12 protein-coding genes, 1 rRNA gene and 1 riboswitch are annotated in these 12,075 nt (G+C 42.3%); of the genes, 12 read left to right on the top strand and 1 reads right to left on the bottom strand.

Annotated features, from left to right (window positions below):
* Positions 1-28 precede the first annotated feature (28 nt).
* Positions 29-145, top strand: a 5S ribosomal RNA gene (rrf, locus tag AA0X95_RS00755).
* Between the two features lie 155 nt (positions 146-300).
* Here the strand turns inward: rrf and AA0X95_RS00750 are convergent.
* Positions 301-1,530 carry a TolB family protein gene (locus AA0X95_RS00750; RefSeq protein WP_413304330.1) on the bottom strand — a complete coding sequence of 410 codons (1,230 nt, stop codon included), beginning with the start codon at positions 1,528-1,530 and terminating at the stop codon, positions 301-303.
* A gap of 116 nt (positions 1,531-1,646) precedes the next feature.
* Here AA0X95_RS00750 and AA0X95_RS00745 point away from each other — a divergent pair, with 116 nt between their 5' ends.
* The 11 genes from AA0X95_RS00745 (at position 1,647) to purF (ending at position 12,064) form a co-directional block, all read left to right on the top strand.
* Positions 1,647-2,540, top strand: coding sequence for a mechanosensitive ion channel family protein (locus AA0X95_RS00745; RefSeq protein WP_413304328.1), 894 nt, complete (start codon positions 1,647-1,649; stop codon positions 2,538-2,540).
* A gap of 77 nt (positions 2,541-2,617) precedes the next feature.
* Complete coding sequence (locus AA0X95_RS00740) at positions 2,618-3,139, top strand: DUF2179 domain-containing protein (protein ID WP_413309782.1); 522 nt, start codon at positions 2,618-2,620, stop codon at positions 3,137-3,139.
* 50 nt (positions 3,140-3,189) lie between these two features.
* A complete protein-coding gene (locus AA0X95_RS00735; RefSeq protein WP_413304326.1) occupies positions 3,190-3,330 on the top strand; it encodes an NETI motif-containing protein in 141 nt (46 codons plus the stop codon).
* 90 nt (positions 3,331-3,420) lie between these two features.
* Positions 3,421-3,522, top strand: a riboswitch (purine riboswitch).
* 166 nt (positions 3,523-3,688) lie between these two features.
* Positions 3,689-4,171 carry a 5-(carboxyamino)imidazole ribonucleotide mutase gene (gene purE, locus AA0X95_RS00730; protein WP_413304323.1) on the top strand — a complete coding sequence of 161 codons (483 nt, stop codon included), beginning with the start codon at positions 3,689-3,691 and terminating at the stop codon, positions 4,169-4,171.
* Positions 4,155-5,309: a 5-(carboxyamino)imidazole ribonucleotide synthase gene (gene purK / locus AA0X95_RS00725; RefSeq protein ID WP_413304321.1), complete on the top strand. Its 1,155-nt coding sequence runs from the start codon at positions 4,155-4,157 to the stop codon at positions 5,307-5,309. Before purE ends, purK begins: the two co-directional genes overlap by 17 nt.
* A gap of 3 nt (positions 5,310-5,312) precedes the next feature.
* Positions 5,313-6,611: an adenylosuccinate lyase gene (gene purB, locus AA0X95_RS00720; RefSeq protein WP_413304319.1), complete on the top strand. Its 1,299-nt coding sequence runs from the start codon at positions 5,313-5,315 to the stop codon at positions 6,609-6,611.
* A gap of 224 nt (positions 6,612-6,835) precedes the next feature.
* On the top strand, positions 6,836-7,549 hold the full coding sequence (purC, locus tag AA0X95_RS00715; RefSeq protein WP_413304317.1) for a phosphoribosylaminoimidazolesuccinocarboxamide synthase: 714 nt from the start codon (positions 6,836-6,838) through the stop codon (positions 7,547-7,549).
* Complete coding sequence (purS, locus tag AA0X95_RS00710) at positions 7,542-7,796, top strand: phosphoribosylformylglycinamidine synthase subunit PurS (RefSeq protein ID WP_413304314.1); 255 nt, start codon at positions 7,542-7,544, stop codon at positions 7,794-7,796. The genes purC and purS overlap by 8 nt, the downstream gene beginning before the upstream one ends.
* Positions 7,793-8,476, top strand: coding sequence for a phosphoribosylformylglycinamidine synthase subunit PurQ (gene purQ / locus AA0X95_RS00705; RefSeq protein ID WP_413304312.1), 684 nt, complete (start codon positions 7,793-7,795; stop codon positions 8,474-8,476). Before purS ends, purQ begins: the two co-directional genes overlap by 4 nt.
* Positions 8,460-10,685 carry a phosphoribosylformylglycinamidine synthase subunit PurL gene (gene purL, locus AA0X95_RS00700; protein ID WP_413304310.1) on the top strand — a complete coding sequence of 742 codons (2,226 nt, stop codon included), beginning with the start codon at positions 8,460-8,462 and terminating at the stop codon, positions 10,683-10,685. The genes purQ and purL overlap by 17 nt, the downstream gene beginning before the upstream one ends.
* Positions 10,661-12,064 carry an amidophosphoribosyltransferase gene (gene purF / locus AA0X95_RS00695; protein ID WP_413304307.1) on the top strand — a complete coding sequence of 468 codons (1,404 nt, stop codon included), beginning with the start codon at positions 10,661-10,663 and terminating at the stop codon, positions 12,062-12,064. The genes purL and purF overlap by 25 nt, the downstream gene beginning before the upstream one ends.
* Positions 12,065-12,075: the final 11 nt, after the last annotated feature.

Below are 12,075 nucleotides of genomic sequence, written 5' to 3'. Positions count from 1 at the left end.
TGAGAGAACGATCTCTCTAACAAAATAGTCTGGTAACTATGGCGAGAAGGTCACACCCGTTCCCATACCGAACACGGAAGTTAAGCTTCTCAGCGCCGATGGTAGTTGGGACGAAAGTCCCTGTGAGAGTAGGACGTTGCCAGGCACAAAAAAAGACAATCCTATTGGATTGTCTTTTTTTGTTGAATTTTTTAAACTCAACTTACTAGACACTGGCTACTTCTACTTTTTGGTTCTTCTTGTTGAAAAAAGTAGATCTAGACACGAGCTACTTCTACTTGCTGGAAAAAGTAGATCATCCTACCCCGAATATAAATCAAATACCTCATCCCAATGCCATTTCTCATAATACCAGCTTGGTATCGTAAGATTACTAATCCACGCTTTCTCCGCTACATGATCTAATCGAGAAACAAGAATAGTTGCACTCCGTCTATCAGTCCTAATCCAAAACAAATGATTATGAACAATCTGTGCTGCAAAATCCCCTTCCTTTTTTAAAGGAAACGTAATCAAGGACACCTGAGTACTGCTAATCTTATTTAAACTTGGTAATGGGCGCTTATCAATATCCACTAGTTCACTTTCCTTAGAACGTGAGACGACAAAAGTATGGTTATTTTTCCAATAAAAATCTCGATCCACATAACCTTTAGGTGTAAGTATGTCTTTCCGTAATCCAGAAACGAAAACAGTCCTTAATTGTTTATTTTTCTGTGCCTCTCGACCTGACCCCCCTATATAACCGAGCTCATTTTTCCAAGGTGACCATCGAAACCAGTTTTCATCATTTAACATTTCATCAACCTTCTTAAAAATCCGCCCATTAAAAGAAAACAAACACAAAGTATTACTATCAGCAGATAAAGATGCAGTTGGAATTAATAAAAAGCTAATCCACTTTTTGTCCGTAGACCATTTAAATCCACTCGTACTCACATAGTACTCATCTTCCCCAATAGGGATAGTGTAAATATGCTTAATCTTTGGCTTGTCTTTAACGAAAACCACTTCTGAAAGGATAATGTCCGAATGAAGCTCTGCGCTTTTCCTTGATGAAATCAATAATCTTTTACCATCAGGGAACCACGAAACATTCTCTACATTTGTAGTAATTGGAGTCGCAAGATAAAGACTAGAAGGATCCGGATTGAAGAGATATAAAACACCATTTACAAGAAAAGTAAGTTTATTACCTTTGGGTGACCAAGCGAAATTTTTAGATACATTTGTTTTTACTTTAAAGTGTTTTTTCATTCGAAGATTATAAAGCCACAAATCTCCACTGAAGAATGTTTCATCAGTTTCTTTTTTCCCTTTTAAATAGGCAATCCAATAGCCATCCTGCGACCATTTTGGATATCTTATTAAATCTCCATTTGTAATCCGTTCTTCCTTTTCATCTACCTTAACCCACAAATCATTGTCCCTAATGAAAGCAGCCTGGAAAACTGCAACCGAGGCACTCGCAAATACACTTGAATGAAAAACTGTTAAAAAAAGTACGATTATCAGTATTTTTTTCATCATAGGTTCTCCTCTTTCAATAGAAAGTGCTTAACTATTATTTAGAGTGCATTAGTTTCTAAAAATTATTTTACATTCAAATGTAAACACTATAGGTGTGATAAAAGAAGAAGGTGAAAATGATGGATTGGTTGGATTTGCTCCATAAATATAAATTGACTAGTATTATTTTGGCTGCTGTGATTGCATGGATTTGTGTATATATAATTAATAAACTTGTCCATGACTTTTTTAAGCGGACTCATTTTATTGAGGAACGTAAAGAACAAACGATTGAGAGTATGATCCGATCATTAACAAAGTACACGGCCACTTTAAGCTTTATCTTTTTTGCCATCTCACAATACGTCTCCAATTTTGGAAGAGTTCTGGCTGGGGCGGGAGTAGTCGGAGTGATCGTTGGATTTGGTGCTCAAAGCCTGATTAGAGATATCCTTTCAGGGATTTTCTTAATTTATGAGAAGCAACTGCATAAAGGTGATTTCATTACGATTAACAATACCTTCAATGGGACAGTCGAGGAGATCGGACTAAGATTTATTAAACTCCGGGAGTGGAGTGGCAAGTTATTAACCATAAGTAACGGAGAAATAAAGCAAATACATAATTACAATATCAATCAAATGCGTGTCATTGAGAGAGTTGTCATCAGCTATCGGGAAAACCCAGACAAGGTAATGGAGGTTCTGGAACTGGCTTGTGAAAAAATTAATGAAATAAACAAGCCCTGCATGAAATTAGACGCGACAGAATGTATCGTTGAGCCATTTAAAGTGTATGGGATGACTTCCTTAAATGCTTCCTTTCGAGGGATTGAATATACCATTACTGGATTGGTGGATGATGCTTTTTACTGGGATGCCGCAAAACAAACTAGGAGAATAATTGCCCAAACATTATACAATCACGAGATACGACTAGCTGAGGACACGATGCTGCTCAAGCAAGCAGAAGACCAAGGTACTTCACAGACTCAGGAAAATTCGAGGCTTATAACAGCACTTAAGGACTGACCCATCGGGAATTATATGTTAAAGTGGTAGGAAGCAATCGTGAAGGAGGACATCTTGTGTTAGAAAACAGTTTTATTATGGTAGCGATTATTCTGCTCATCAATATTGTCTATGTTTCTTTTTTTACCATAAGGATGATACTAACTTTAAAGGGGCAGCGCTATCTCGCAGCATTTCTTAGTACGATTGAAGTGGTTATTTATGTGCTTGGACTGGGTCTGGTATTAAATAATCTCAATGAAATTCAAAACCTTATAGCCTACGCAGTTGGATATGGGATCGGTGTCATTGTCGGTATGAAGATTGAAGAGAAGCTGGCCCTCGGCTATATTACTGTTAATGTAATAACAAAGGAATATGATAAAGACCTTCCTAAAATTCTAAGAGAAAAAGGGTATGGCGTCACTAATTGGGAAGCAAATGGACTCGAAGGCGACCGGATGGCGATGCAAATACTCACCCCAAGAAAATTTGAATTAAAACTATATGATGCGATAAAAAGTTTGGATCCGAAGGCATTCATCATCACCTATGAACCGAAATCCATCCATGGTGGTTTCTGGGTCAAATCTGTGAAAAGAGGGAAATTATTTTCATGAGTAAGAAGCAGAAATTTGAGGTCCAGGAAAATGAAAGTATTGAGGCATGATTGAATAGAATGAAACAGCAAGGTTATGTTCCTGTCCGTCGTACAGAGAAACCTATTTTTCAAGAAGTGAAAAAAGGAAACGAAACTATTTACGAACCAATTGGCCGTCAAATCGTGTTTGAAGCCCAGTTATTGGAGTAAAACACGAACAATATAGTGTTTTATAAAAATATTGTTCGATATTATGGTTGACATCTGAATGTGAAGCTTGGTAAGATAAAGCTATCAGATGATAGAAATAATCTTTACCCTCATATATCCATGGGAATATGGCCCATAAGTTTCTACCCAATAACCGTAAATTATTGGACTATGAGGGAAAGTCAATATGTTCGGCAATAAGGGGATGTTCCCTTACTATTCGTTATGTGATTTTGTAATGCCCGGGCAAATGGCTTTCTCTTATGGAGAGGCTATTTGTTTCGGGTATTTTCTTTTTGTTCGTATTTTACCGCGAGGTCCACTCGTTTGGCAAGCTAACAGAAAAGGGTGAGTAGGAATGAGAGTTGGCATTATCATGGGAAGCAAGTCGGACTGGGAAACAATGAAACATGCTTGTGACATTCTTGATCAGTTTGAGATTGCATATGAAAAAAAGGTAGTATCGGCGCATCGTACACCTGATTTAATGTTTACTTACGCAGAAGAAGCTAGAAATAGAGGATTAAAGGTAATTATTGCAGGAGCAGGCGGTGCCGCTCATCTTCCAGGTATGGTAGCAGCAAAAACAACGTTGCCCGTGATTGGCGTTCCGGTTCAATCACAAACATTAAATGGATTAGATTCCTTGCTATCCATTGTCCAAATGCCAGGCGGGGTGCCGGTAGCAACAGTGGCCATTGGAAAAGCAGGTGCGATAAATGCAGGCTTATTGGCCGCACAAATTTTAGCAACAGAGGATTTGAAACTTGCCAATCAATTAGAAGCGAAAAGAGAAACTATTAAACTAGAAGTCTTAGAAAGTAGTGATCAGCTTGTCTAAAGTGATTTTACCAGGAGCAACCATTGGCATCATTGGTGGAGGTCAATTGGGAAGAATGATGGCCTTAGCAGCGAAGGCACAGGGCTTTCGAATAGCCGTTTTAGAGCCGACACCAGACTCTCCCTGCGGCCAAGTAGCTGATGTTCAAGTGATTGGTGCATACAATAGCCGAGAGGCCATCAGCAAGTTAGCAGAGATGAGCGATGTCATTACCTACGAATTTGAAAATATAGATGCAGATACGTTAGGCTGGTTATGTGAGCATGCCACTGTGCCACAAGGTCCTACCTTACTTACGATTACACAGGATCGTATAAAGGAAAAAAGAGCGATTCAGCAGGCGGGTATAGAGGTTGCACCCTATGAGGTGATACAGGGATTGGATGATTTATTGTTAAAAATAGATGCAGTAGGGTACCCGGCGGTCTTAAAAACAGCAAGAGGCGGGTATGATGGGAAGGGGCAGCTTGTCATTCACCATCCGGAAGACGTCCTGGAGGGCAAGGCTCTCTGTGAACTTGGCCCGTGTGTGTTGGAAAAATGGATTCCCTTTGAAAAAGAACTATCTGTTATTGTGACACGCAAGCAAAATGGAGAAACAGCCATTTTTCCTGTAGCTGAAAATATTCATGTCGATAATATTTTACATCAAACGATTGTCCCAGCAAGGATTTCAGAGACTGTTGCAGCAGCAGCTGTTCAAAAGGCAGAGGAATTAGCAGACTCTCTAGAATTAGTAGGAACGCTCGCAGTAGAAATGTTTTTAACAAAGGATGGTACCATTTATGTGAATGAACTGGCACCGAGACCGCATAATTCCGGCCATTTTTCTATTGAAGCCTGCGAGACCTCACAGTTTGAACAGCATATTCGTGCCATTTGTAACTGGCCTTTAGGAAGCACGGAGCTATTAAAACCTGCCGTTATGGTCAATCTATTAGGAGAGCACCTTGAAACCTTGTATAGAGAGATTCCTACCCAAAAAAATTGGAAGGTTCATCTGTACGGAAAAGAAGAGCCTAAATGGAAACGGAAGATGGGCCATGTTACACTTTTACGAGAAACGACTGCGGACGCTCTTGAGGAGCTCGAAATGAGCAGTATTTGGAACACAGCAAAAGAAAAGATCGGGGGATAAAACATGATTGATCGTTACACAAGACCTGAAATGGGCGCTATTTGGACAGAGGAAAACCGCTTTAATGCTTGGCTAGAGGTTGAGATTTTAGCCTGTGAAGCATGGGCGGAGCTTGGTGAAATTCCAAAGGCTGATGTGGAAAAATTACGCCAAAACGCGTCTTTTAATATTGAGCGAATCAAAGAAATTGAAGAAGAAACACGTCACGACGTAGTAGCCTTTACCCGTGCGGTGTCTGAAACATTAGGGGAAGAACGGAAATGGGTGCATTACGGGTTAACGTCCACAGATGTGGTGGATACGGCACTTAGCTATGTATTAAAGCAAGCTAATGCTATTTTACAAAAAGATCTGGAAAACTTTGTTGAGATTTTAAAGAACAAGGCCATCGAACACAAAATGACCGTTATGATGGGCCGGACGCACGGCGTTCATGCGGAGCCAACGACATTCGGGCTTAAGCTTGCGCTTTGGTACGAAGAAATGAAGCGAAATTTGGAGCGCTTTAAGCAGGCGGCAGAAGGAATTGAGTTTGGTAAGATTTCTGGTGCGGTTGGGACGTACGCAAATATTAACCCATTTGTTGAGCAATATGTTTGTGAAAAATTAGGGCTTCAACGTGCACCGATTTCCACGCAAACATTGCAGCGTGACCGCCATGCGCACTATATGTCCACGATTGCTTTGATTGCGACGTCCATTGAGAAGTTTGCGGTGGAGGTTCGAGGATTGCAAAAGAGTGAAACGCGTGAGGTAGAAGAATTTTTTGCTAAAGGTCAAAAGGGTTCCTCGGCAATGCCGCATAAACGGAATCCAATTGGTTCCGAGAATATGACTGGGATCGCTCGTGTTCTACGTGGGTATATGTTGACGGCTTATGAGAATGTGCCGCTGTGGCATGAGCGCGATATCTCGCATTCGTCTGCAGAACGAATCATTTTGCCGGATGCGACGATTGGATTAAATTATATGCTAAACCGTTTCGGTAATATTATTAAAAATCTTACTGTGTATCCAGAAAACATGAAGCGCAACATGGACCGTACGCTTGGTTTAATTTACTCCCAGCGTGTACTGCTTGCGTTGATTGATAAAGGTTTATCACGTGAAGAGGCGTATGATACGGTGCAGCCGAAGGCGATGGAGGCTTGGGAGAATCAGGTTCCATTCCGTGCCTTGATTGAAGTGGATAGTAAAATTACGTCAATGCTGTCACCTGCTGAAATTGCCGATTGCTTTGACTATAACTACCATCTACAGCATGTAGATACGATTTTTGATCGATTAGGGTTGAATGGGTAAAAAGAGAGCAGCTAGGGCTTCTATGAGCCCGAACTAGCTTAAAAAAGGGGTTCGCGGTAACGTAGAGAGGTTCTACGTTACCAAAACAAACAAAATAGAGGGTTGGCTGTCGCGTTAAGCATCACAACGCGACCCCAACAAAAAATAAGCCAAGGACCCAGGCACATCCAGCCTTTATGCAGTCTGAAGATTCCTAATATTGCGAATAAGGAGTGAACCAACACATGAAAGAACTGCTATACGAAGGAAAAGCGAAACGCATATACACAACAGACAACGACAACATCGTTTTGGTCGAATACAAGGATTCCGCCACTGCCTACAACGGGCAAAAAAAAGCAGACATTGCCGGTAAAGGACGTTTAAATAACGAGATTACTAGTTTGTTATTTTTAAAGCTTAAAGAACATGGGATAGATTCACACTTTATCGAGCGCGTATCAGAAACGGAGCAGTTGGTGAAAAAAGTAAGCATTATCCCGCTTGAAGTAGTCGTTCGCAATGTCGCAGCAGGAAGTCTCTCCAAAAGATTGGGAATCGAAGAAGGCAAGAAGCTCACCACACCGATCGTGGAATTTTATCTAAAAGATGATGAATTAGGCGATCCGCTCATCACGTTAGACCATATTCTTGAACTGAATATCGCCACAACAGAAGAGATTTATATTTTACGAGGAAAAGCACTTGAGATAAATGCTATATTATCCAGCTTCTTTTCAGAACTAGGTATCCGTCTCATCGATTTCAAACTAGAGTTTGGTAAAGACGAAAAGGGAAGCATCCTTCTTGCAGACGAAATCTCACCTGACACATGCAGACTTTGGGATCAAAAAACAAACGAAAAGCTTGATAAGGATGTTTTCCGCCGTGACTTAGGTAGTTTAACGGAAGCCTATGAAACTATTTTAGTGAGACTTGGAGGTCATCAACATGTATAAAGTTAAGGTGTATGTAACATTAAGGGAAAGTGTTTTAGATCCTCAAGGAAAAGCAGTCACACACTCACTGCATTCACTAAATTACAAGCAAGTGACCGATGTCCGCATCGGAAAATATATGGAACTAACCGTAGAAAAATCAGAGCGGGATATAGATGAAATAGTAAATGAAATGTGCAGAAGCCTACTCGTCAATCCAGTTATCGAAGACTATCGATATGAGGTAGAGGAGTGTGTCGCTCAGTGAAGTTTGCGGTGATCGTTTTTCCAGGCTCGAACTGTGATATCGATATGTACCATGCGATAAAAGATGAACTTGGTGAACAAGTGGAATATGTTTGGCACGATACTGAGAGCTTAGATGAGTTTGACGGGATTTTGCTGCCTGGTGGTTTCTCCTATGGGGATTACCTCCGCTCAGGTGCACTTGCTCGGTTTAGCAAGGTCATGAAAGAAGTTGTAAAAGCGGCTGAAGCAGGCAAACCCGTTCTTGGTGTTTGCAACGGATTTCAAATTCTTTTAGAGGCAGGACTGCTGCCAGGAGCGATGCGCCGAAATGAGAGTCTTTCCTTTATTTGCAAGCCGGTCCAACTAAGAGTCGAAAACAACCAAACGATGTTTACCGCTGACTACCAACAAAGCGAAACGATCACAATCCCTGTTGCTCACGGAGAAGGAAATTACTACTGTGATGAAGAAACGCTTGCGAAACTAAGAGCAAATAATCAAATCGTATTTACGTACGAGGAGAATCCGAATGGAAGTCTGGCGAATATCGCGGGAATCGTGAACGAAAAAGGCAATGTCCTTGGGATGATGCCGCACCCTGAACGAGCAGTGGATGAGCTGTTAGGCGGGGCAGATGGACTTAAGATGTTTCAATCAATTGTAAAGGCATGGAGGGAAGCACATGTTGTTAACGCTTGAACCAAATCCTACCCAAATCAAAACAGAGAAAATCTATCAGCAAATGGGTTTATCCGATGAAGAATTTGCAATGATTGAGTCGCTCTTAGGCCGTACGCCTAATTACACGGAAACGGGTCTTTTTTCAGTCATGTGGTCGGAGCATTGCAGTTATAAAAACTCTAAGCCGGTGCTGAGAAAATTCCCGGTAACAGGTGAACGTGTTCTTCAGGGGCCTGGTGAAGGAGCGGGGATCGTTGATATCGGCGACGGCCAGGCCGTTGTTTTTAAAATTGAAAGCCATAACCATCCGTCAGCAATCGAGCCGTATCAAGGGGCGGCTACTGGTGTCGGTGGGATTATCCGTGATGTTTTTTCCATGGGTGCACGTCCTATCGCTCTATTAAACTCACTTCGCTTTGGTGAGCTGGATTCGGAACGTGTCCGTTATTTATTTAAAGAGGTGGTTGCCGGGATTGCTGGTTATGGCAACTGTATCGGCATTCCAACCGTTGGCGGGGAAATTCAGTTCGAGCCTTGCTATGAAGGCAATCCACTGGTGAATGCCATGTGTGTCGGTCTGATTGACCATAAGGATATTAAAAAAGGTCTGGCCCATGGTGTAGGTAATACGGTGATGTATGTAGGAGCAAAAACAGGCCGCGACGGAATCCACGGCGCTACGTTTGCTTCCGAGGAATTAAATGAACAATCCGATGAAAAGCGTCCTGCCGTTCAAGTAGGCGATCCATTTATGGAGAAGCTTCTTTTAGAAGCTTGCCTCGAGCTCATTCAATCCGATGCACTTGTAGGGATTCAGGATATGGGTGCAGCTGGCCTTACCAGTTCTTCGGCTGAAATGGCAAGTAAAGCCGGAATGGGCATTGAGATGAATTTAGACCTTGTACCGCAGCGGGAAACAGGGATGACTGCCTATGAAATGATGCTGTCCGAGTCCCAGGAACGCATGTTAATCGTAGTTAAAAAGGGAAGAGAGCAGGAAATTACTTCTCTTTTTGAAAAATATGATTTAGAAGCTGTTGCGATTGGAACAGTTACAGATGATAAAAAGCTGCGTTTAATCCATAAAGGGGAAACGGTTGCTGATGTACCAGTGGATGCCTTAGCAGAGGATGCACCTGTTTATCATAAACCATCCCAAGAGCCGGCTTATTTTAAGGAGTTCCAAGCAACTGAGCAAGAGATTCCTCAAGTCGACGATTTAAAAGACACGCTTGTAAAAATCCTGAGCCAGCCAACCGTTGCCAGCAAGGAATGGGTATATGAGCAATATGACTATATGGTTCGAACAAACACGGTTGTTTCTCCTGGATCAGATGCATCGGTTCTTCGGATTCGCGGAACAAGGAAGGCATTAGCCATGACCGTTGATTGCAACTCACGCTATGTCTATTTGGATCCGGAAACAGGTGGGAAAATTGCCGTGGCGGAAGCGGCCCGCAACATAATTTGTTCCGGTGCAGAGCCGTTAGCGATTACAGATAACCTGAATTTTGGAAATCCAGAAAAGCCAGAGGTTTTCTGGCAAATTGAAAAAGCAGCCGATGGAATCAGTGAGGCATGTCGCGTACTTCAAACTCCTGTCATCGGTGGGAACGTGTCATTATATAACGAAACAAGCGGTACTGCCGTCTACCCAACGCCAGTTATTGGGATGGTTGGATTAGTAACCGATATTGACCATATTACTACGCAACATTTTAAAAATAGTGGCGACCTTATTTATCTAGTAGGTGAGACAAATCCTGAGTTTGGCGGTAGTGAATTACAAAAACTGATTCATGGCCGAATCTTTGGTCAAGCACCTGAATTAAATGTGATTTTTGAAAAAGAAAGACAAGATACAATCCTAGCGGCGATTCGTGCTGGGTTAGTTCAATCTGCTCATGACTTGTCAGAAGGCGGCCTGGGTGTGGCTCTCGCGGAATGTCTTTTCGCTAACGAACAGCTGGGTGCAGAGGTAATCATTGAAGGAGAACCGATCACTGCCTTATTTAGTGAAACTCAATCTCGTTTTCTATTAACGGTAAAAGAAGAGAATCAAATCGACTTTGAGCGCTTAGTAGAAGCGACGCTAATCGGTCAGGTAAATGCCTCTGGAACATTACGCGTGTCCACTGAAAAGGAAACAGTTCTCGAAGCTTCAGTAAACGAACTGAAAGCTACTTGGAAAGGAGCCATCCCATGCTTGCTGAACTCAAGGGATTAAATGAAGAGTGCGGAATTTTTGGTGTCTGGGGACATCAGGATGCTGCTCAATTAACCTATTACGGACTTCATAGTTTGCAGCATCGCGGGCAGGAAGGAACCGGCATCGTTGTCTCTGATGGGAAAACACTCAAAGGAGTTAAAGGCGAGGGTTTAGTGGCGGAAATTTTTACAACAGAGGCGATGGCAGGACTAACAGGTACGGCTGCCATCGGTCATGTTCGATATGCAACAGCAGGAGGGGGCGGCTATGAAAACGTCCAGCCCCTTTTGTTCCATTCGCAAAGCGGCAGTTTGGCCCTTGCCCATAATGGAAACCTGGTCAATGCCAATTCCTTGAAGCACCAGCTTGAGACGCAGGGGAGTATTTTTCAAACAAGCTCTGATACGGAAGTATTAGCCCATCTTATCCGAAGAAGCGGCTATCCTCACCTCAATGATCGTGTGAAAAATGCACTTTCCATGTTAAAAGGAGCATACGCGTATTTAATCATGACGGAAACGGAGTTAATGGTTGCTTTAGACCCACATGGTTTGAGACCTCTTTCACTTGGCATGTTGGGTGATGCCTATGTAGTAGCGTCTGAAACGTGTGCATTTGATGTGGTCGGAGCGGAATATATCCGTGAAATTATGCCGGGTGAGCTACTGATTATTAACGATAACGGTTTAACCTCTGAGAGATTTGCTGTCAGTACGACGAAAGCCATTTGTATGATGGAATATGTATATTTTTCAAGACCGGATAGCAATATTCATGGCATCAATGTGCATACGGCTCGAAAAAATCTTGGAAAGAGATTAGCACTTGAAGCCCCTATTGATGCGGATGTCGTGACAGGGGTTCCAGATTCAAGTATTTCAGCCGCAATTGGTTATGCAGAAGAAGCGGGAATTCCTTATGAAATGGGATTAATTAAGAATCGCTATGTTGGCAGGACGTTTATCCAGCCTTCACAATCCTTAAGGGAACAAGGGGTCAAAATGAAGCTGTCCGCGGTTCGCGGGGTAGTGGAAGGAAAGCGTGTTGTCATGGTTGATGACTCGATTGTCCGCGGAACGACGAGCAGAAGAATAGTTTCGCTTCTTAAAGAGGCAGGGGCAACTGAAGTTCATGTGGTGATTAGCTCACCGCCGATTAAGAACCCTTGTTTTTATGGCATTGACACCTCAACAAAGGAAGAATTAATAGCATCCGATAAATCAGTCGAGGAAATTCGCGAGCTGATTGGTGCGGACTCTTTAACATTTTTAACTGTAGAAGGCATGATGCATGCACTCGGTCAAGAAGGCACGAACGGCTATTGCCTCGGCTGTTTTACAGGAAATTATCCAACAGAAATATATCCGGATACACTCCAATATTATTATCAAAAATAGGAAGGGGAACT

The sequence above is a fragment of the Neobacillus phoenicis genome (genome assembly GCF_047302305.1).
Classification (GTDB): domain Bacteria; phylum Bacillota; class Bacilli; order Bacillales; family Cytobacillaceae; genus Neobacillus.
This window is presented reverse-complemented; position numbering and strand designations above follow the sequence as displayed.

Coding starts and splice junctions, on each gene's coding strand:
- AA0X95_RS00750 (WP_413304330.1), bottom strand. CDS start 1,530: ATGATGAAAAAAATACTGATAATCGTACTTTTTTTAACAGTTTTTCAT.
- AA0X95_RS00745 (WP_413304328.1), top strand. CDS start 1,647: ATGATGGATTGGTTGGATTTGCTCCATAAATATAAATTGACTAGTATT.
- AA0X95_RS00740 (WP_413309782.1), top strand. CDS start 2,618: ATGGTAGCGATTATTCTGCTCATCAATATTGTCTATGTTTCTTTTTTT.
- purE (WP_413304323.1), top strand. CDS start 3,689: ATGAGAGTTGGCATTATCATGGGAAGCAAGTCGGACTGGGAAACAATG.
- purB (WP_413304319.1), top strand. CDS start 5,313: ATGATTGATCGTTACACAAGACCTGAAATGGGCGCTATTTGGACAGAG.
- purC (WP_413304317.1), top strand. CDS start 6,836: ATGAAAGAACTGCTATACGAAGGAAAAGCGAAACGCATATACACAACA.
- purS (WP_413304314.1), top strand. CDS start 7,542: ATGTATAAAGTTAAGGTGTATGTAACATTAAGGGAAAGTGTTTTAGAT.
- purL (WP_413304310.1), top strand. CDS start 8,460: ATGTTGTTAACGCTTGAACCAAATCCTACCCAAATCAAAACAGAGAAA.
- purF (WP_413304307.1), top strand. CDS start 10,661: ATGCTTGCTGAACTCAAGGGATTAAATGAAGAGTGCGGAATTTTTGGT.